This is a genomic window from Leifsonella bigeumensis, from assembly GCF_039537265.1.
Lineage (GTDB): Bacteria > Actinomycetota > Actinomycetes > Actinomycetales > Microbacteriaceae > Terrimesophilobacter > Terrimesophilobacter bigeumensis.
The window spans coordinates 722,991-743,491 of the sequence record NZ_BAABAE010000003.1; the positions used below are offsets into that span (position 1 = coordinate 722,991).

Sequence of the window (20,501 nt, forward strand, 5' to 3'; positions counted from 1 at the left end):
GATCTCCGTCGCTCCATGGTACGGCTGGGCAGCTACCAGGCTGCGGGTCGGTAGTCCTTCAGGAAGACTCCGTAGACATCCTCGCCCGCCTCGCCGCGCACGATGGGATCGTACACCCGGGCGGCGCCGTCGACGAGGTCGAGGGGGGCGTGGAAGCCCTCTTCGGCGAGTCGAACCTTGGTGTGGTGCGGGCGCTCGTCGGTGATCCATCCGGTGTCGACAGCGGTCATGAGGATGCCGTCGGTCTCGAGCATCTCGCCCGCACTCGTGCGGGTGAGCATGTTGAGGGCGGCCTTCGCCATGTTGGTGTGCGGATGCCCCGGCCCCTTGTAGCGTCGGGCGAACTGGCCCTCCATCGCCGAGACGTTGACGACGTACTTTCGGTGTGCGGTGCTCGCGGCCATCGCGGGACGCAGCCGGCTGATGAGCAGGAAGGGCGCCGTCGTGTTCGCGAGCTGAACCTCGAGCAGTTCGAGCGGGTCGACCTCCTGCACGTGCTGGGTCCAGCTGTTGACGTGCAGTTCGTCGGGGACTAGGCCGCCCGCGTCGATCGCGGTGCCGGCCGCCATCCGCTCGAGCGAGGAGGATCCTGCGGTCATGGCGAGCTCGGCGAGTTCCTCGGCGGTGACCCCCGCCGTTCGGGCGAGCAGTGGATGCGCGGCGACGGACGCGGCGAGGGCCTGCGGGTGCGCGTCGTTCGTGTGCCCGAACGTGAGCAACTCGGGGAGCGGCCCGTCGGGCAGCGGTTCGAGTTCCGCGGCGGCGAGCGGCGCGTAGGCGCCGGGAGAGCGGCGCACGGTCTGCGCGGCGTTGTTGATGAGGATGTCGAGGGGCCCGGCCTCCGCGACCGAGTCGGCGAGCCCGAGAACCTGGGCCGGATCGCGCAGGTCGATGCCGACGACGCGCAGCCGGTGCAGCCAGTCGGCGGCATCCGGGAGGCTCGAGAACCGGCGCACGGCGTCGCGCGGGAAGCGGGTCGTGATCGTCGTGTGCGCGCCGTCGCGCAGCAGGCGCAGGGCGATGTGCATGCCGATCTTGGCGCGCCCGCCGGTGAGGAGCGCGCGGCGACCGGTGAGGTCGGTGCGGGCGTCGCGTTTGGCGTGGCTGAAGGCGGCGCACTCCGGGCAGAGCTGGTGGTAGAACGCGTCGACCTGGGTGTACTGCTGCTTGCAGATGTAACAGGCACGGGGCTTGAGCAGTTCACCAGCGATGGGCGCGGCGACGCGCGTCGCAAGCGGGATGCCACGGGTCTCGTCGTCGATGCGGTCGGGTGCTCCGGTCGCGGTCGCGGCGACGACGGCGCGGTCGGCTTCGGCGATCTCGGCGCGCTTCTCGAGCCGACGGGTCTTCTTGACGGCCTTGAACATCCGTGCGGTCGCCTGTCGGACGGCGATGAAATCCGGATGCTCCTCGTCGAGTGCGTCCATCGCGGCGAGCACACGAAGCACGGTTTCGAGGTCGGCGGTTGCGATGCCTACGGGGTTGATGCCTGCAGGATCGAAGTTTGCGGGGTCGGTAGGCTGAGGTTCGCTTGCTCCCCGCTGATCCTCCGTCACCGCACGATTCTACCGGCGAGAGCCGAGCCTCGCCGTTGCCGCGGTTCCGATCGGAGGGAACCCGTCTACTTGTAGAAACCGTCCCGCAGGTTGATCCCGTGCTCGACCCAGACCTTGAGGGCGGCGAGCATCCCCGTCCAGCCCTCGCAGTTGCCGAAGGCGTTCTTCGCACCGGCGGCGGTTGCCTTCCAGGAGGACTCGGTGATCGTCACGAGAGTGCGGGTGTCGCCGTCGATGGGTTCGAACTCGAAGGTCGTCGTGGTCGTTCCGCTCTCGCTCGTCGTCTCGCTCCCTCCCCACCGGATGACGATCCGCCGGGGTGGGTCGGCTTCGAGCACGGTGACCGGGAAGGCGCCGGGGAAGTCGTGGAAGTCCCAGGTGACCTCGGTGCCGGCCTCCAGGCGACCGTGCGCCCCGCCGGTCGTGAAGTACTTCGACAATCGAGCAGGATCGGCGACGGCCTCATAGACCTCCGCGCAGGGCCGGGCGACGCGCCCCGACACCGTGAAGGAGAGTGATTCGAGCTGATTGCTGGTATCCATGCGGAGATCCTACGACTGCCTGCCGGGAGCGCCGCGGCTAAGACGTCCCGAGCAGGATGGCGGCCGTGATCGCGAGGGCGACACCGAAGAACTGCACGAGCGACATGCGTTCCTTGAGCACGAGTCGGGCGAGGATGACCGTCCCTACCGGGTAGAGGCCCATGAGCACGGCGACGACCGCGAGGTTCCCGCTGTGCAGGGCGACGACGAGCAGGATGTTGCCGATCCCGAGCAGGGCCCCGGCGACCGCGCTCGTGATCCAGATGCGTGCACCCGCCGGTTCGCCATCCGAGAGCTCGGCCTGGGGGGCGGCATCCGCCTCGCCCTTCAACCAGCCATCGCCCGTGCGGAGCCTCCGCACCGCCAGCAGCGGCAGCAGCACGACGAAGCCCACCGCGATGTCGAGGAATGCCGGGAATACGCCTGACTCTATCGGTGCGGTATCGAGGGAGACGACCGAGAGTCCGAGGGTGACTCCCGAGACGAGCGCGAGCACCCCGCCCCGGGGCGTGATGCGCTCGATCCTGCTTCCCGGGGTCTGGGCACCGGCCGGAATGGAGATCAGGGTCGTCGCAACAAGAGCGAGCACGACGGCGATCCAGGCGACGAGTTGCAGGCTCTGCCCGGTGACGGCGGCGACGATGACCGGCACCGCGGTCTGGATGAGCGCGATGAGCGGAGCGAGCAGGCTCATCGGACCGATCGCGAGGGCAGCGTAGAAGGTCACCATCCCGACGATCGCGAAGAGCCCCGCAATGGAGCCGGCCCAGAGAGCCTCGTCGCTGTAGACCCAGGGGAACAGCACCAATGCGAGTGCGGCGACAACGGCCGCGGTGAGGTAGATGGCGGTGCTCGCTTTGATCACCGTGAGGCGGCGGGCGGTGAGCGCGCCGAGGAAGTCCGAGGCTCCGTAGAGCAGGCTCGCCAGAAGGGCGAGGATGACGACAGCGGTCACGGGTTATCGGAGCGACGTATCGTCATGCCACCACTGTAGCGTCGGGGTAGGACAACGAGACACCGCCCTAGGCTTGTGGCATGACCGTGAAGAGACTCCTGCTCGACTGCGACCCCGGCCTGGATGACGCCCTCGCGATCCTGCTCGCCCACGGCGACCCCGCGCTCGAGCTCGTCGCGCTCACGACCGTCGGCGGCAACGTCGTGCTTGAGAACACGACCCGCAACGCGCTCGAGCTGCGCGAGTACCTGGGCTTCCCGGATGTCCCGGTCGCCTCCGGCGCCGCCGGCCCGCTCGTGCGGGAGACGAAGAACGCGGCCGAGGTGCACGGGGTCGGCGGAATCGGCGACGTCATCCTGCCGAAGGCCACGCTGCCCCTGGATTCCCGTGACGCCGTCGACCTCATCATCGAGACGCTGCGGGATGCCCCGGGCGAGATCCACCTCGTGGCGACCGGCCCGATGACGAACATCGCGCTCGCCCTGCGTGCGGAACCGCGCATCGCCGAGTGGGCGGCATCCTTCACGATCATGGGCGGTTCGTTCACGCGCGGCAACACGACGCCCGCCGCCGAGTTCAACATCTACGCCGACCCGGAAGCGGCCGCCGAAGTGTTCGCGGCCGGCTGGCAGGTCGTGATGGTCGGTCTCGACCTCACACTGCAGGCGCTCGTCGATGACGCGATCAAGCACCGGATGCTCGACCTCGGCCCGCTCGGTCGCGACATCGTCGTGCCGCTCGCGACCTTCTGGAACGACCCGCAGGATCCCGACTGGGGCGGCCAGGCCGTACACGACGTGTGCGCCGTCGCCTACCTGACCCGACCCGACCTGTTCACGAGCGTGCCCGCGCGCGTCGAGGTCGAGACCGCGGGGGAATGGACTGCCGGGATGACCGTGACCGACTTCCGGTCGAGCATCCCCAACGCGCTCGTGCCCGTCACGCTCGACGTGCCGGGGTTCTGGGACTACGTGCTCGGCGTCTATGAGAGCGTCGCTGCCTCTCGCGAGTCCTGACCCGGAGGCTGCTCCGCCCGAGGGGTCAGCCGACGTCGACGACGATCGAGTGCAGTCCGGTGGCGCCGTCGGGGACGACATCCGCGTAGGCCGAGGTCTGAAGCCGGCCGTTGGCATCCGTCGCCCGAACGGTGAGCTGGTGCCGCCCCTGCCGCGCGTTCCAGGGGTACGACCACTGACGCCAGGTGTCCGCAGAGATCGCGTCGGCGAGCACGGCATCCGACCACGCCCCGTCATCGACCTGCACTTCGACGCGCGAGACGCCGACGTGCTGCGACCACGCGACACCGGCCACGACGACCTCGCCCTCCGCGACCTGTCGCGACTCGCGCGGGGTGTCGATGCGGGAGGAGAGCTTGACCGGGCCGCGCGCACTCCAGCCCCGGTCGGTCCAGTAGGCCGACTCCTGCGCGAACGTCGAAACGGTGAGCTCCGTCACCCACTTCGTGGCAGAGACGTATCCGAACAGGCCGGGTACGACCATCCGCACGGGGAAACCGTGCTCGGCGGGAAGCGGCGAACCGTTCATCGCGACGGCCAGGATGGCGTTGCGGTCGTCGGTGAGGGCTTCCAGCGGCGTGCCCGCCGTGAAGCCGTCGACGCTGCGCGAGAGCACCATGTCGGCCCCCGACTTCGGACCTGCCCTCGCCAGCAGCTTGCGGATCGGGTAGCCGAGCCACAGGGCATTGCCGATGAGGTCGCCACCGACGTAGTTCGAGACGCAGGCGAGGGTCGTGTAGCTCTCTTCGAGAGGCAGGGCGAGCAGCTCGTCGAAGGTGATCGTGACGTCGCGCTCGACCATTCCGGTGACGGTGAGCGTCCAGTTGGCCGGATCGACGGAGGGCACGATGAGCGCGGTGTCGATGCGGTAGAAGCTCTCGTTCGGGGTGATGAGCGGGGTGATCCCGGCGACGTTGAGCGTGGCGCCAGGAGGCACGGGCGGCGCCGCCACGGCGGGCGCGGGGAGCGTGAACATGCGGCGTGCCGCGTCGACCGCCTGGATCCCGGATGCCGCCACGCGGCCTGCGACGACCGCCAGCACGCCGAGCCCTGCGGCAAGGCCACTCGTGATGAGGAAGGTGCGTCGCGGAACGCCGTTCGGGTTCGGGTCGGCGCTCACGGCGGCGGACTGCCGGGTGAGGACGCGCAGGAGGGTGACGCCGATCCCGATGGCCAGGAGGGACGGTATCGCCGAGAACATCGAGGAGTCTGCACGCGTCGTGGCCGCCACGAGCCCGACGACTCCGACGGCGCCGAGAAGCACCTGGCCCCACGGCGGTCGCGACCGCTCGAGGAGGCCCGCGGCGGCCGCGAGCACGGCGACGAGCACCGCGACGGAAGCGATGATGACGACCTTGTCCGCCGTTCCGACGAGGGCGATGACGCTCTCCTTGAGCCAGGGCGGTGCGACGTCGATCACGAGGGACCCCGCGGCGAAGAGCGAGCTCGATCGTGGGGCGATCACGGCGGCGACGATTTCGGCGACGCCGATCCCCGCCGCGGCCGACGCGATACCGGCGAGCGCCGCGCGTCGACGCGCGGGACCCGCAGCAACGGTTGCCGTCGGGTGCGGCTCGCCCACGGTCTGCTGGGACATTCACCCAGAGTACGCGCGACGCGCGGCATCGCGCGGGTGTGCGACGGTTAAGTGTGCAGATCCCCGAGAGCGCCGACCCTGACCTCGTCTATGGCGCGTTCGTCGAGTGGGCATCCGCTGAGGGCTTCACGCTCTACCCCGCACAGGACGAGGCCGTGATGGAGCTCGTCACGGGAGCCAACGTCATCCTGAGCACCCCGACCGGCACGGGCAAGTCGCTCGTCGCGGTCGCCGCCCACTTCGCGGCGCTCAGCGCCGGTAAGCGCAGCTTCTACACCGCGCCCATCAAGGCGCTCGTCTCGGAGAAGTTCTTCGCCCTCGTCGACACCTTCGGCGCCGAGCGGGTGGGCATGGTCACCGGTGACTCGAGCGTCAACCCGGATGCGCCCATCATCTGCTGCACGGAGGAGATCCTCGCGAACCTGTCGTTGCGGCACGGCGAGGACACCCCGGTCGACCTCGTCGTCATGGACGAGTTCCACTTCTACGCCGATCCGGAGCGCGGCTGGGCCTGGCAGGTGCCCCTGCTGCGGATGCCGCGGGCACAGTTCCTGCTCATGTCGGCGACGCTCGGCGACGTGGACTGGCTTGCGAAAGACCTGACCGCGCGCACCGGGCGGCCCACGGCATCCGTCACCGGGGTCGACCGGCCCGTGCCGCTGCACTTCTACTACGCGACGACGCCCATCCACGAGACGGTCGAGGACCTGCTGGAAACCGGACAGGCGCCCATCTACATCGTGCACTTCTCGCAGGCCGCCGCGCTCGAACGGGCGCAGGCGCTCACGAGCGTCAAGATCGTCGACCGCGAGCAGCGGGATGCGATTGCCGACCTCATCGGCGATTTTCGCTTCACGACGAAGTTCGGCCAGACGCTGTCGCGACTCATCCGCTCGGGGATCGGCGTGCACCACGCTGGGATGCTGCCCAAGTACCGCCGGCTCGTCGAGCAGCTCGCCCAGCGCGGACTGCTGCGGGTCATCTGCGGCACCGACACGCTCGGGGTCGGCATCAACGTTCCCATCCGCACGGTCGTGCTCACGGCGCTCACCAAGTTCGACGGCACCCGGATGCGGCAGCTCAACGCTCGCGAGTTCCACCAGATCGCCGGTCGCGCCGGTCGCGCCGGCTTCGACACCGCGGGAACGGTCGTCGTGCAGGCGCCGGAGCATGAGGTCGAGAACGCGCGGCTCGTGGCGAAGGCCGGGGATGACCCGAAGAAGCTCAAGCGGGTCGTGCGCAAGAAGCCGCCGGAGGGTTTCGTGTCGTGGGGCGAGCCGAGCTTCAGCCGGCTCGTCGCGGCGGAGCCCGAACGGCTCGTGTCGAGCATGCGGATGAGCCACGCGCTGCTGCTCAACGTCATCGGGCGCGGCGGAGACGCCTTCGCCGAGCTGCGCGCACTCGTGGAGGACAATCACGAGCCCAGGGCGCGGCAGCTCGAGCTCGCGCGGCAGGCGCTGTCGATGTACCGCACGCTGCGCGCCGCAGGCATCGTGGAGCAGGTCCCGTCGTCTCGCCCTGAGACCGGACTTTCTCGCCCTGAGCCTGTCGAAGGGGAGCCGGCCGTGGCCATCCGCCTCACCGTCGACCTCCAGCCGAACTTCGCCCTCAACCAGCCGCTCTCGCCGTTCGCGCTCGCGGTCATCGATCTGCTCGACCCTTCCCCTTCGACAGGCTCAGGGCGAGAAAGTCCGGTCTCGGGGCGAGAAGGCAGCTATGCCCTCGATGTCATCTCGGTCATCGAGGCGACCCTGGAGGACCCGCGCCCCGTGCTCTCCGCGCAGGAGCACCGCGCGCGCGGCGAGGCCGTCGCCGCGATGAAGGCGGAGGGCATCGAGTACGAGCAGCGTATGGAGCTCCTCGAGTCGATCACCCACCCGAAGCCGCTCGAGGAGCTCCTCGACGCCGCCTTCGCCACCTACCGCGCCTCGCAGCCCTGGGCCGCCGATTTCGAGCTGCGGCCGAAGTCGGTCGTGCGCGACCTGTACGAGCGGGCGATGACGTTCAACGAGTACGTGGGCTTCTACTCGCTCGGCCGATCGGAGGGTCTGCTGCTGCGCTACCTGTCCGAGGCGTTCCGGGCCGTGCGCCAAACCATCCCGGAGTCGGCGAAGACCGACGACATCCGGGACCTCGTGGAGTGGCTCGGCGAGCTCGTGCGGCAAGTCGACTCGAGCCTGCTCGAGGAGTGGGAGGAGCTCAGCCACCCCGATGCTGCGCCCGACGACGTTCCCGTCGTCCCTCCGCCACCGCCGTCGGTCGTCACGAATGAGCGCGCGTTCCGGGTGCTCGTGCGCAACGAGCTGTTCCGCCGTGTGCAGCTCGCCGCCCTCGACGACGCGGATGCCCTCGGCGAGCTGGATGCCGCATCCGGTTTCGACGCGGCCCGCTGGGGCGAGGCGCTCGACGCCTACTACGCCGTCCACGACCACATCGGCACCGACGCGGACGCCCGCAGCGCGGCCATGCTCATGATCGAGCAGCAGCCCACGGAATGGGTCGTGCGCCAGATCTTCGCCGACCCCGCCGGCGATCACGACTGGGGGATGAGCGCCGTCGTCGACCTCGCCGAGTCGGCCGAACAGGGTGTCGCGGTCATCCGGGTCACCGACGTCGGGTCATCATGATCGGGCGGCTCTGACCACCGCAACGTCCCCGCGTGGGTGTTTACTGTGACCATGACCAGTCAGCAGCGGCTCGTTCTCTCGGTCGCGATCCTCGCCTCGTTCGTCGCCTTCCTCGACGGCTCCGTCGTCAACGTCGCACTCCCGGCCATCAGCAGCGAGCTCGGCGGTGGCCTCTCCACCCAGCAGTGGGTCGTGGATGCCTACCTCATCACCCTCGGCGCGCTCATCCTCGTCGCCGGCTCGCTCTCGGATGTCTACGGCAGGGTCGTCGTCATCCGGGTCGGCTTGTGGGGGTTCGGCCTCACGTCGCTTCTCTGCGCGCTCGCGCCGAACGTCGAGGTCCTCATCGTGAGCCGCGGGCTGCAGGGGATCGCCGGTGCGCTCCTGGTCCCGAGCTCCCTGGCGATCATCATGTCGGCGTTCCGCGGGGCCGCGCAGGCGAAGGCGATCGGCTCCTGGACCGCGTGGACGAGTGCCGCCTTCATCGCCGGCCCCGTCGTCGGCGGGCTCTTCGTCGACATGGTCTCCTGGCGACTCGTCTTCGCGATCAACCTCATCCCCATCGCCGTCACGATCTTCCTGCTCGCGAAGATTGAACAGAAGGGCGAGCGCGATCACGGTACGAGGATCGACTTCGCCGGGGCGGTGCTCGCCATCGTCGGCGTCGGGGCACCCGTGTTCGCCCTCATCGAGCAGGGCAACTACGGATGGGCGAGCCCCGTCATCTGGCTCCCGATGGCCATCGGCGTGCTCGCCTTCGCGGGCTTCCTCTGGCGCCAGGCGACGGCGGCCCAGCCGATGATGCCGCTCAACCTGTTCCGAGTGCGCAACTTCGCGGTCGGCAACCTCGCCACGCTCTTCATCTACGGCGCGCTCGCGATGTCCGGGTTCATCGTGGTCGTGTTCCTGCAGCAGACCGGTGGCTGGCCGGCCATCCTCGCCGGCATCGCCGTGCTGCCGGTCACGATCATCCTCATGCTCCTCTCCTCGGTCTTCGGTGGGCTCTCCGGCAAGTACGGCCCCAGGCTCTTCATGTCGGTCGGGCCGATCATCGCCGGGCTCGGCCATCTGCTCATGCTGAGCGTCACGGCCGACGTGAACTACTGGTGGCAGTTGCTGCCCGGCATCCTGCTGTTCGGGCTGGGCCTGTCGATCACCGTCGCACCGCTCACGGCGGCCATCCTGGGTTCGATCAGCGAGAAGCAGTCCGGAATCGGCTCGGCGATCAACAACGCCATCGCACGCGTGGCCGGGCTCGTGGCGGTTGCGATGCTCGGGATCATCGTCGTCGAGCGCCTCGACGTCGACGGCGTGCATCGCGCTCTCATCGTGTGTGCGGCCCTGCTCATCGTGGGCGGTGTGATTTCCGCGATCGGCATCCAGAATCCTGCGAACATCGCGCAGGAGTCGACGGAAAACGCAGCCGTGGATCAGTAAAGGTGCATGGCTTTCATGGCACGCTGGACTGGGTCTCACCCGTACCGAACCAGTTGACGAAGGAGTCACCGTGGCCGATCCTGTCTCCACCCCGCTCGAGGACGCCCGCACGAGGCTCAAAGAGGCGACCGACCTGCTGGGCTGCGACCCGGGCATGTACGCAATCCTCGCCAACGCGAGTCGAGAACTCACCGTGAGCATCCCGCTGCGCCGCGACGACGACAGCATTGAGGTGCTCACCGGCTATCGCGTTCAGCACAACCTCGCGCGCGGACCGGCCAAGGGCGGCCTGCGTTACAGCCCGCATGTGCATCTCGACGAGGTGCGCGCCCTCGCGATGTGGATGACCTGGAAGTGCGCCCTGCTCGACGTCCCGTACGGCGGGGCGAAGGGCGGGGTCACGATCGACCCGCGGCAGTATTCGCAGCGTGAGCTCGAACGCGTGACGCGCCGCTACACGAGCGAGATCATGCCGATCATCGGACCGGAGACGGACATCCCGGCACCGGATGTCGGCACGAGCGAGCAGACCATGGCCTGGATGATGGATACCTACTCGATGAACAAGGGGTATTCGATCCCGGCGGTCGTCACCGGCAAGCCCATCAGCATCGGCGGTTCGCTCGGGCGGGCCACCTCCACCTCGGAGGGCGTCGTGCACATCGCGCTCGCCGCGCTGCGCGACAACGGGATCGACCCTCAGAAGTCGACCGCCGCGGTGCAGGGATTCGGCAAGGTCGGTCGCGGGGCCGCCCAGTTCGCCTTCGAGGCCGGCCTCACGGTCGTCGCGGTGAGCGACGAGTACGGCGCGCTGTACAACGTATCCGGCATCGATGTCGCGAAGCTCGGTGAGTACGTGGATGAGACCGGCAGCGTCGTTGGGTTCTCGGGCGCCGAGGCGCTCGACGGCCACGCCCTGCTCGAACTCGAGGTCGACCTGCTCATCCCGGCCGCGGTCGAGGGCGTCATCCACGAGCAGAACGCGCCGAACATCAAGGCGAAGGTCATCGTCGAGGGCGCGAATGGCCCGACGACCCCCTCCGCCGACGCGATCCTCGAGGCGAAGGGGTGCATCGTCGTGCCCGACATCCTTGCGAACGCCGGCGGTGTCATCGTGAGCTACTTCGAGTGGGTGCAGGCCAACCAGGCGTACTGGTGGCGCGAGGACGAGGTCGAGTCACGGCTGGAGGAGCGGATGCTCGGCGCCTGGGCGAAGGTGCACGACTACGCGAAGGAGCGCAAGCTCTCGCTGCGTGGTGCCGCCACGACGCTCGCGGTGCAGCGGGTCGTCGAGGCGCACGTCATCCGCGGCGTCTACCCCTGATCGACTTGCCGGTGGTTGAGTAGCGACCGCAGGCCGCGTATCGAAACCTTCGCACTGATGACCTCGGTCTCAATGCGCGCTGCGCAGCAGCAGTCGTCCGGCGTCACGCCGCAGCGATGTCCCAAATGAAGGAGGTGGCGCGACGATAGCGCAATATTTGCCGGAAACGCGGCCCTCGAAAGTCGACCGCCGTTGCCAACTCCTTCATTTGGGACAGTCATGTGGGACAGCGACGGCTTGGGTGGGGCGGTAGCGGCAACGCGGATAGCCCCATGCGCAGGCCAATCAGGCAACGAGGTGTGCGCCGGAGAGGACGAGAGATACCACGGCGACGAGAGCGCCGAGGATCACGAGCCGGAAGAGCGGCCGCCCTGGTGGTCGCGTTAGGGCGAGAGTGATGCCGGCGACGGCGATCGCCGCCTCGACGCCGAGGCAGGCCCAGCCGACGAATCCGGGCATCCCTGAGCCGAAAACGACGAGACCGGATGTCGCAGCCAGCGCGAGGAACGTCACGATCCCGGATGTCCGCGCCCCCAACCGGTGCGGGAGCCCCACGACGCCGGTCGCCCGGTCGGCTTCGAGATCGGGGAGGACGTTCGCGAAGTGGGCGGCGACTCCGAGGAGCGCCCCTGCGGCGGGAGCCCAGGCCGCTGGCAACGCGGGGGAGGGCAGCGCGAGCGTGACGATCGCGGGAAGCGCGCCGAACCCGACGAGGTAGGGGAGCAGGGAGAGCGCGGTGCGTTTGAGCCAGAGGTTGTACGCCCAGCCTGCCGCGATGAACAGTGCGTGCGCGATCGCTGCGAGAAGCCCGAGCGGGAGGGTAAGCGCGACTGCAAGTAGTAGCCCCGCGAACGCCGCGCCGCGTACGAGCGGGATACCGACCTCGCCCGTGGCGACCGGCTTGTCGCGGCGCCCAGCGGCCCGGTCACGTGCGGCATCCAGCCAGTCATTGGCGAGCCCGACCGAGGCCTGGCCACACAACATCGCTGCGCCAAGCATTGCTAGCCGCCACGGCTCAAGGACGACGCCCATCCCGAGCAAGACCGTGATGAGCGTGACCGCGAGCGTTGGCCCCGGGTGGGTCGAGCCGACCAGGGCCAGGACCGGATGTCGCCGCCCGGGTCCCCGCATCCTCACATGGTAGTCGGCTCGATCGTCACCGGCGGCTAACTCTTCGCTCCGTCTCCCTTGAAGACGTCCTCCTCCATGACGTCGTAGCCCTCGGCCTGGGGGTCGCGGTGCACACCACCACTCAGGGCGTATTCCTCCTCCGGCGAGAGCACGAGCTGCTTGCGACCGAACAGGGCGAAGAGCAGGAGTGCGACGACGTAGACGATGACGATCGCGACGATCGCCGGTCGGAACGCCTCGTTGACCAGGAAGCCGAGGAAGATCACCGCGGCCAGTACACCGGCGACAATGGCTCCACCAACGCCCACCGGGCTCAGGTAGGGGCGCTTCGCATTCGGGAACCTCCTGCGCAGGACCACGAACGACACCATTTGCAGGAGGTACGCCAGTACGGCGCCCCACACGGCGATGTTCAGGACGATCGGTCCGGCGATGGCACCCCCGAAGTCGACCAACAGCAGCGCGGCGTATCCGATCACTCCGCCGATCAGCAGCGCAACCCATGGGGTCTGGCGCTTTCCGGTCAGCGACAGGAACTTCGGGTAGTAGCCGGCGCGGCTGAGCGAGTACATGTTGCGCCCGTAGGCGAACATGATGCCCTGGAGAGAGGCCAGCAGCCCGATGAGCGCGAACGCCGCGAGCACCGCTGCGAGACCCTCCGGCACGATCGCACGGAATCCGTCGAGCAGCGGCTCTGCGGCAGTGCCCAGCGCCGCTGAACCGGTGATGCCCGGGTTCAGCACGAGCACGACGAGTCCGCAGACCACGAGCGTCCACAGCCCGGTGATTCCCGCCTTCGGGATGTCCTTCGACGGGTTGTGGGACTCCTCAGCGGCCAGCGGCAGCTCCTCGATCCCGAGGAAGAACCAGATAGCGAACGGCAGGGCGAACAGGATGCCGATCCAGCCGTGTGGCAGGAAGGAGGTTTGACCCGCATCCGGTGCGATGTCGAACAGCTTGTCGGCACTCCACACGCCGGAGAAGATGGCCATGAGTGCGAACACGCCAAGGATCGCGATGGAGATGACCGACACGATGATGGCGAACCTGAAGGAGATTGCTGCGCCAGCCGTGTTGAGAGCGATGAAGATCAGATAAAGGATGATCCACCACATCCACCCAGGTAGTTCGAAGCCGAAGAGCACGCCCGTGATCCCATTGGCATACGCCGCGGAGAAGTAGACGATGACCGCGGTCGTCGCCACGTACTCGATGGTCTCGGCGAGCCCCGTGATGAACCCTCCCCAGGGGCCCATCGCCGCTCGGGCGAACGAGTAGGCACCTCCGGTGTGGGGCATGGCCGCTGCCATCTCACCGATGCTGAACAGCATTCCGAAATACATGATCGTGACGACGACGAAGGCAATGGCCATGCCGCCGAAGCCGGCGAAATCGAGTCCGAAGTTCCAACCCGAGAAGTCGCCGGAGATGACGGCGGCGACACCGAGACCCCAGAGGCCCCAGACCCCGGCAGTTCTCTTGAGACTGCGCTTTTCGAAGTAACCGTCCTCGGCCTTCGTATATGTGACACCGGACACGCTGGTGCCCTTGTTCTCAGCCATTCGTCCTCCAAAAGGTATCCACCGGCGCGGGCATCGTTGCCTGCGGGATTTTCCACGAGTGTGGCCCCTATTGGTACCCCATGTCTACCTTTAGATGCAAAAACCCTCCAATAAGTTCTAGTCTGTTCGTGACTGACCTGTGCTCTAATGGTCGGATTGGCAGACTCACCGAGGAGTGACGGCATGACCGAATCGACCACACAACCGCGTTCCGGCAACCTTACGGTCGACGAACTCAACGTCCTCATCGACGACGGGTCGATCGACACCGTGATCATCGCCTTCACCGACATGCAGGGCCGATTGATGGGAAAGCGGGCTTCAGCTCGCCTGTTCCGGGATGAGCTCGCCGGGCACGGCGCCGAATGCTGCAACTACCTGCTGGCCGTCGACGTCGAGATGAACACGGTGAGCGGGTACCGGATGTCGTCCTGGGAAAAGGGCTATGGAGACATGGCCATGATTCCGGACCTGGGCACGCTTCGGCTCATCCCGTGGCTCCAGGCGACCGCCCTGGTGATGGCCGACCTCACCTGGCTGGATGAGGCACCCGTCGTGCAGAGCCCGCGCGAGATTCTCAAGACCCAGATCGCTCGCCTTGCCGAACACGGGCTGGTGCCCTTCGTCGGCACCGAACTCGAATTCATCGTATTTGAGGACACCTACCGGGAGGCCTGGGGCAGGAACTACTCGGGTCTCACCCCGGCGAGCGATTACAACATCGACTATGCGCTTCTGGCCTCCACGCGCATGGAGCCCCTCCTGCGTGATATCCGGAACGGCATGGATGGTGCGGGCATGTACTGCGAGGGCGTCAAGGGGGAGTGCAATTTCGGGCAGCAGGAGATCGCCTTCCGCTACGATCGCGCACTCGCCACTTGCGACAACCACGCGATCTACAAGAACGGCGCCAAGGAGATCGCCGGCCAGCACGGCCAATCGATCACCTTCATGGCGAAATACAATGAGCGGGAGGGCAATAGCTGCCACATCCACTTCTCGGTGCGGAGTGAGAACGGCGATGCGGTGCTCGCAGACGAGAAGGGCAAGCACGGTTTCTCGAAGTTGATGGAACACTTCATCGCTGGTCAGTTGGCGACCCTTCGCGAATTCTCACTGTTCCTCGCCCCCAACATCAACTCGTACAAGCGTTACGTCGAGGGAAGTTTTGCGCCGACGGCCGTAGCCTGGGGCCTGGACAACCGAACCTGCGCCCTGCGAGTCGTCGGGCACGGGCTCGGTCTGCGAGTGGAGAACCGGGTGCCCGGCGGTGACGTCAACCAGTACCTGGCGGTGGCCGCCCTGATCGCGGGCGGGCTCCACGGTATCGAGAACGAGCTGGAACTCGAGCCGATCTTCGAGGGCAACGCCTATGTCAGCGATGCTCCCCGGGTTCCGGCGTCGTTACGCGAGGCGGCATCGTTGTTCGCGCAATCCGAGATCGCGAAGTCGGCCTTCGGCACGGATGTCGTCGACCACTACCTCAACAACGCCCGTGTCGAACAGGCCGCGTTCGATGCCGCCGTGACGGATTGGGAGAGAGTCCGTGGCTTCGAAAGGTTCTGACTCCACGAACGCATCGCCGATGCCCGGACGCGCGCCGGTCATCGGCCTGACCACGTATCTCGAACGTGCGCAGCAGGGGGTCTGGGATGTGAAGGCGTCCTTCCTGCCGCACGCCTATTTCAACGCCGTCAATCGCGCGGGTGGCATCGCCGTACTGCTGCCCCCGCAACCGGTCGACGCGCAGATCGCCGATCGCGTGCTGGACGGTGTCGACGGGCTCATCGTCACTGGTGGCAAGGACGTCGACCCGGCCCGGTACGGGCAGCAACCGCACGAGACAACAGACGAGCCGCGCCGGGACCGGGACGCGTGGGAGGACGCGCTCCTCACGGCGGCGATCAGGCGTGAGCTCCCGTTTCTCGGCATCTGCCGCGGCATGCAGCTGCTCAATGTCGTGCTGGGCGGGACCCTTCATCAACACCTTCCCGAGGTGATCGGCTCGAACCGCTACAACCTCGGCGGCGGCAACTACAGCGAGAACGACGTCGCGGTCGATGACGGCACGGTACTGAGCGAGACCCTGGGCGGGCCGGTGGTCAGCGTGCACTCCTACCACCACCAATCGATTGACCGGGTGGCGGATGGCGTGACCGTCAGCGCCAGGTCGGGCGACGGCGTGATCCAGGCTGTCGAGCTGGAGCGGGTACCGTTCGGCGTGGGGGTGCAGTGGCATCCGGAGGAGAACCCGGACGACATCCGGTTGTTCGAGGGACTCGTGGATGCTGCCAGGAAGGCCATGAAGTGACCGAGACGACCGTCATCAATCCCGCGGATGAGACCGTTGTGACGACGGTGGTGCAGAGCTCCCTCGAGCAGGTCGACTCCGCAATTGCAGCGGCAGTCTCCGCCCAGCGCGCATGGGCCGCCCTGCCTCCGGCCGAACGCGCCACAGCCCTGCGGCGTTTCGCCGTCGTCGTGGACGAGGCGATCGAGGAACTCGCCCTGCTTGAAGTCGCGAACTCCGGGCATCCGATCACCCAGGCGAGGTGGGAGGCCGGGCACGTTCGCGACGTTCTCAACTACTATTCCGCCGCCCCGGAGCGGATGCTGGGCCAGCAGATCCCGGTCGCCGGCGGCCTCGACGTGACCTTCCTCGAACCGCTCGGCGTCGTCGGTGTGATCGTGCCATGGAACTTCCCGATGACGATCGCGAGCTGGGGTTTCGCGCCGGCACTCGCGGCAGGGAACGCCGTTGTCCTGAAACCAGCGGAGTGGACACCGCTCACGGCGATTCGCCTCGGAGAACTGGCGCTTGACGCGGGTCTTCCGACCGGTCTGTTCCAGGTGCTGCCGGGAAAGGGGTCGGTGGTTGGGGAACGATTCGTCACCCATCAGGACGTTCGCAAGGTCGTCTTCACCGGGTCGACCGAGGTGGGCAAACAGGTCATGGCGGGATGTGCGAAACAGGTCAAGGCCGTCACCCTCGAACTCGGCGGGAAGAGTGCGAACATCGTGTTCGCTGATTCCGACCTCGAGAAGGCCGCTGCGACCGCACCGTACGCGGTGTTCGAAAATGCCGGACAGGACTGTTGTGCACGCAGTCGAATCCTCGTCGAGAGGGGCGTTCTCGACCGATTCCTCGAACTGCTCGAGCCGGCGGTCAAGTCGGTTCGTGTCGGCCCTCCCTCCGACGAGAGGACCGAGATGGGCCCGCTCGTCTCGCAGGCGCACTTCGACAGCGTCTCGGCGTACGTTCCGGAGGACGCGCCCGTCGCCTTCCGGGGGAGTGCGCCCGACGGGCCTGGCTACTGGTTCGCCCCCACCGTTCTCCTGCCCCAGTCGCGCAATGACCGCACCGTCATCGACGAGATCTTCGGACCTGTCGTCACTGTGCTGCCCTTCGACGATGAGGCCGATGCGATCTCGCTTGCGAATGCCAGTGCGTACGGGCTGTCCGGCTCGATCTGGACACGCGATGTCGGGCGCGCCATCCGCGTTGCGCGGGGAGTGGAGAGCGGAAATCTCTCGGTGAATTCGCACTCCTCGGTGCGTTACTCGACTCCGTTCGGCGGCTTCAAGCAGAGTGGTCTCGGTCGAGAACTGGGTCCGGATGCCGCCGCCGCGTTCACCGAGACCAAGAACGTCTTCATCGCAACCGACCAAGGAGAGCCATGACCCTGCAGAAGATCGACCTCACCCAGCGGCTCGCGGGGAGAGTCGCGGTGATCACCGGTGGTGCGAGCGGTATCGGGCTCGCGACGGCCAGGCGATTCGCTGCGGAAGGGGCAACGGTGGTGATAGGCGACTTCAACGTCGAGGCGGGTGAGAAGGCCGCCGCCGAGGTCGGTGGCCTGTTCGTCAAAGTGGATGTCGCCGATGAGGCGCAGGTCAACACACTCTTCGATTCCGCGCAGAAAGAATATGGCTCTCTCGATATCGCGTTCAATAATGCCGGGATCTCGCCTCCCGATGATGATTCGATCGAGACCACGGAACTCGCGGCCTGGGACCGCGTGCAGGACGTCAATCTGAAATCCGTCTACCTGTGCTCGCGGGCGGCGTTGCGGCACATGGTGAAGCAGCAGCGTGGCTCGATCATCAACACGGCATCCTTTGTCGCCGTCATGGGTTCGGCGACGAGCCAGATCTCCTACACCGCGTCGAAGGGCGGCGTGCTGGCGATGACCAGGGAACTGGGCGTGCAGTTCGCCCGCCAGGGCATCCGGGTCAATGCCCTGTGCCCCGGCCCGGTCAACACCGAGTTGCTTCAGGAACTCTTCGCGAAGGACCCGGAACGTGCCCAGCGTCGACTCGTGCACATCCCTATCGGTCGGTTCGCCGAGCCGGAGGAGTTGGCGGCCGCTGTCGCGTTCCTCGCGAGCGACGACTCCTCGTTCATCACCGCATCGACCTTCCTCGTCGACGGCGGGATCAGTTCCGCCTACGTGACACCCCTGTAGTCGTGGCGGATCAGGAGGGGACCACCGACCCGAGTGTCGTCGGAGGGGCGCTGTTCCGCCCGGTGCGCAGTGGGAACACCTTCGAGGACACGGTCGCCCGATTGCTGCAGACCATCCGGTTGGGAATTGTTGCGCCGGGGAGTGCCCTGCCCTCCGAACGCGACCTGGCCCTGCGGTTTTCGGTGAGTCGCGACACCGTGCGGGAGGCGATCCGCTCCCTGGCGGATGCCGGGTTCCTGGTCTCCCGGCGGGGCCGGTACGGTGGGACGTTCGTCAGCGACACCCTGCCGCTGGGGACGCTGGGAATCACCGGCATCGTGCAGTCGACGCCGACGGCTGCCGACATCGACGACGTTCTCGGGTTGCGTGAGATCCTCGAACTCGGCGCTGTCGGCACCGCGACGATCAGGTCGCTGTCCGCCGCGGATCGGGAGCTGCTGTGGAGTCGGCTTCAGGAGACCAAGGAGGCGTCCATCGACGACTACCGGCGCCTCGACTCCCGCTTTCACCTGACCATCGCGGAGCTGACGGGGCTGCCATCGCTGGTATCCCTCATCGCCGACAACCGGATGCGAGTCAACGAACTGCTCAACAACATCCCATTACTCGCTCCCAACATCGATCATTCGAACGAGCAGCACGAGGCCATCGTCGTCGCAATCCTCACCGGCGACAGGGAGCGGGCAGTCGAGGCGATGCGTGAGCACCTGGAGGGTTCCGCAGCGTTGCTGCATGGCTTCCTGAGCTAGGAGAGAACCCTAGGGCACGAGCAGCAGCTTGCCGATGTGGGTGCTCGATTCGAGCCGTTCGTGCGCCCGCCGTGCCTCCGCAAGAGGGAACCGCTCGTCGACCACGGGAACGACCTGCCCTGAGGCGACGAGCGGCCAGGCGTTCGCGAGCACGCTCGCGATGATCTCGTTCTTCTCGGCCAGCGGCCGCGCCCGGAGGGCGCTTCCGTGGACGCTTCCCCATTTCGCCATGAGCCGACCGACGTTGAGGGCGCCTGGCGCTTTGCTCTGGTTGCCGATGAGCACGATCCGGCCGTGACGGGCAAGCGACTGGATGTTGCGGTCGAGGTAGTCGCCGCCGATCGCATCGAGGATGACGTCGGCCCCGCGACCGTCGGTCGCCTTGAGCAACTCGGCCACGAAATCCTGTTCGTGATAGTCGATGAGGATGCCGGCCCCGAGTCGTCCGCATGCCTCGAGCTTCGCCGCTGTCCCCGCAGTGACTGCGACCTCGCAGCCGAACGCGCGCGCAAGCTGGATGGCCATCGTCCCGATACCGCTCGAACCGCCGTGGACGAGGAGCGTCTCGCCGGCGCGCAGGGCGGCGGTCATGAAGACGTTCGACCAGACCGTCGAGATCGCCTCCGGCAGTGCGGCGGCATCGACGAGGTCGATCGTCTCCGGGACCGGCAGCAGCTGGCCCACCGAGGCGATCGCCGACTCGGCATAGCCCCCGCCCGGCAGCAGGGCGCAGACCCGGTCGCCGACGGCGACATCCGTCACCCCGTCGCCGAGCGCGGAGATGACCCCCGAGACCTCGAGCCCCGGCCAGTCGGGAGCACCGGGAGGCGGCGGATATCCGCCTTCCCGCTGGTGCAGGTCGGCGCGGTTGACCCCCGCCGCGGCAACGTCGATGAGCACCTCGCCGTGCGCGGGAACCGGGTCGGGGAGGTCGGCCTCGACGAGAACCTCCGGCCCCCCTGGTCGACTGATCCTGACGGCCCGCATGGCTCCACGGTACGCCCAGCCAGCGGGGATACCGTTTAACCATGCCGACCACGCTGGATCAGGAAACCATTGCCGAAGTACTGCCGGGAAGCTGGCGTGTCGGGGCGACCAACATCGTCGACTGGCTCGATGGCGATCGTCGCGACCCGGTGTTCCGCTTCGAGGTGAGCGAGACGACACCGCTCGCGATCTCCGAGGAGCAGGAGTTCACCTCGCCAGAGGGCAAGAGCCGGCTCATCACGATCCAGAGCGAGTGGGTCGACGGGGTCTTCCGGTCGAAGGGGCGCGGCATCCTCAAGAGCGGTGCGAGCCGCTGGCGCCTCGGAGGAATGAGCGAGGACCGTTCGGTCCTCGTCATCCGGGTCGCGACCGTACGCGGTGGGCAGGACGGACTGCTCGTGCTCGTGCGATCGGATGCGGCGTCGGGTGAACTGCGCAGCATGATCGCAACGCGCTCCGACGAGTTCGGACTCGGACCCGAAGACTTCGCCAGTCTCAGCTGGCTCGACCTCTCGGCGTCCGGCGGCTTCTAGGGGCCGGGGCGGTTCGCCG

Annotated in this window: 17 protein-coding genes; 10 read left to right on the forward strand and 7 right to left on the reverse strand. The window is 67.4% G+C overall.

Features of this window, described 5'->3' with window-relative positions:
- Nucleotides 1–32: 32 nt before the first annotated feature.
- The 3 genes from ABD678_RS08580 to ABD678_RS08590 all read right to left on the reverse strand — a co-directional run bounded on the left by ABD678_RS08580 (nt 33) and on the right by ABD678_RS08590 (nt 3,053).
- Entirely contained in the window at nt 33–1,487 is a 1,455-nt protein-coding gene (locus tag ABD678_RS08580; RefSeq protein WP_344757132.1) for an SDR family NAD(P)-dependent oxidoreductase, read from the reverse strand.
- 134 nt (nt 1,488–1,621) lie between these two features.
- Nucleotides 1,622–2,098: an SRPBCC domain-containing protein gene (locus ABD678_RS08585; protein ID WP_344755690.1), complete on the reverse strand. Its 477-nt coding sequence runs from the start codon at nt 2,096–2,098 to the stop codon at nt 1,622–1,624.
- Nucleotides 2,099–2,135: 37 nt separating this feature from the next.
- Nucleotides 2,136–3,053, reverse strand: a complete 918-nt coding sequence (locus ABD678_RS08590; protein ID WP_344755692.1) for an EamA family transporter — start codon at nt 3,051–3,053, stop codon at nt 2,136–2,138.
- A gap of 80 nt (nt 3,054–3,133) precedes the next feature.
- Between ABD678_RS08590 and ABD678_RS08595 the strand changes: the two genes are divergently transcribed.
- Nucleotides 3,134–4,069 (forward strand): nucleoside hydrolase, encoded by a 936-nt coding sequence (locus ABD678_RS08595; protein WP_344755694.1) that lies wholly within the window; start codon nt 3,134–3,136, stop codon nt 4,067–4,069.
- Nucleotides 4,070–4,094: 25 nt separating this feature from the next.
- On the opposite strand, the gene ABD678_RS08600 is transcribed toward ABD678_RS08595, so the two are convergent.
- A complete protein-coding gene (locus ABD678_RS08600; RefSeq protein ID WP_344755696.1) occupies nt 4,095–5,666 on the reverse strand; it encodes a molybdopterin-dependent oxidoreductase in 1,572 nt (523 codons plus the stop codon).
- Between the two features lie 53 nt (nt 5,667–5,719).
- Between ABD678_RS08600 and ABD678_RS08605 the strand changes: the two genes are divergently transcribed.
- From ABD678_RS08605 to ABD678_RS08615, 3 genes are all read left to right on the forward strand, one after another.
- A complete protein-coding gene (locus ABD678_RS08605) occupies nt 5,720–8,293 on the forward strand; it encodes a DEAD/DEAH box helicase (RefSeq protein WP_344755698.1) in 2,574 nt (857 codons plus the stop codon).
- 51 nt (nt 8,294–8,344) lie between these two features.
- Nucleotides 8,345–9,730, forward strand: coding sequence for an MFS transporter (locus ABD678_RS08610; protein WP_344755700.1), 1,386 nt, complete (start codon nt 8,345–8,347; stop codon nt 9,728–9,730).
- 70 nt (nt 9,731–9,800) lie between these two features.
- A complete protein-coding gene (locus tag ABD678_RS08615; RefSeq protein ID WP_344755702.1) occupies nt 9,801–11,054 on the forward strand; it encodes a Glu/Leu/Phe/Val family dehydrogenase in 1,254 nt (417 codons plus the stop codon).
- Between the two features lie 285 nt (nt 11,055–11,339).
- Here the strand turns inward: ABD678_RS08615 and ABD678_RS08620 are convergent, their stop codons facing one another.
- Together ABD678_RS08620 and ABD678_RS08625 are read right to left on the reverse strand one after the other, a co-directional pair.
- Nucleotides 11,340–12,185: a UbiA family prenyltransferase gene (locus ABD678_RS08620; RefSeq protein WP_344755704.1), complete on the reverse strand. Its 846-nt coding sequence runs from the start codon at nt 12,183–12,185 to the stop codon at nt 11,340–11,342.
- Between the two features lie 35 nt (nt 12,186–12,220).
- The gene (locus ABD678_RS08625; protein WP_344755706.1) at nt 12,221–13,747 is read right to left on the reverse strand and encodes an amino acid permease; all 1,527 of its coding nucleotides are present in this window, start codon (nt 13,745–13,747) and stop codon (nt 12,221–12,223) included.
- 183 nt (nt 13,748–13,930) lie between these two features.
- On the opposite strand from ABD678_RS08625, the gene ABD678_RS08630 reads away from it, so the two are divergent.
- Genes ABD678_RS08630 through ABD678_RS08650 form a run of 5 tightly spaced genes read left to right on the forward strand, consistent with a single transcriptional unit; the run spans nt 13,931 to nt 18,962 of the window.
- Complete coding sequence (locus tag ABD678_RS08630) at nt 13,931–15,313, forward strand: glutamine synthetase family protein (RefSeq protein WP_344755708.1); 1,383 nt, start codon at nt 13,931–13,933, stop codon at nt 15,311–15,313.
- A 19-nt stretch (nt 15,314–15,332) separates the two neighbouring features.
- On the forward strand, nt 15,333–16,058 hold the full coding sequence (locus ABD678_RS08635; RefSeq protein WP_344755710.1) for a gamma-glutamyl-gamma-aminobutyrate hydrolase family protein: 726 nt from the start codon (nt 15,333–15,335) through the stop codon (nt 16,056–16,058).
- Nucleotides 16,055–17,428: an aldehyde dehydrogenase family protein gene (locus ABD678_RS08640; RefSeq protein ID WP_344755712.1), complete on the forward strand. Its 1,374-nt coding sequence runs from the start codon at nt 16,055–16,057 to the stop codon at nt 17,426–17,428. The genes ABD678_RS08635 and ABD678_RS08640 overlap by 4 nt, the downstream gene beginning before the upstream one ends.
- On the forward strand, nt 17,425–18,213 hold the full coding sequence (locus ABD678_RS08645) for a 3-oxoacyl-ACP reductase (RefSeq protein ID WP_344755714.1): 789 nt from the start codon (nt 17,425–17,427) through the stop codon (nt 18,211–18,213). Before ABD678_RS08640 ends, ABD678_RS08645 begins: the two co-directional genes overlap by 4 nt.
- A 2-nt stretch (nt 18,214–18,215) precedes the next feature.
- On the forward strand, nt 18,216–18,962 hold the full coding sequence (locus ABD678_RS08650) for a FadR/GntR family transcriptional regulator (RefSeq protein ID WP_344755716.1): 747 nt from the start codon (nt 18,216–18,218) through the stop codon (nt 18,960–18,962).
- A gap of 9 nt (nt 18,963–18,971) precedes the next feature.
- Here the strand turns inward: ABD678_RS08650 and ABD678_RS08655 are convergent, their stop codons facing one another.
- A complete protein-coding gene (locus ABD678_RS08655; protein WP_344755718.1) occupies nt 18,972–19,949 on the reverse strand; it encodes an NAD(P)H-quinone oxidoreductase in 978 nt (325 codons plus the stop codon).
- Between the two features lie 41 nt (nt 19,950–19,990).
- Between ABD678_RS08655 and ABD678_RS08660 the strand changes: the two genes are divergently transcribed.
- Nucleotides 19,991–20,482 carry a hypothetical protein gene (locus ABD678_RS08660; RefSeq protein WP_344755720.1) on the forward strand — a complete coding sequence of 164 codons (492 nt, stop codon included), beginning with the start codon at nt 19,991–19,993 and terminating at the stop codon, nt 20,480–20,482.
- The last annotated feature ends 19 nt before the right edge of the window (nt 20,483–20,501 follow it).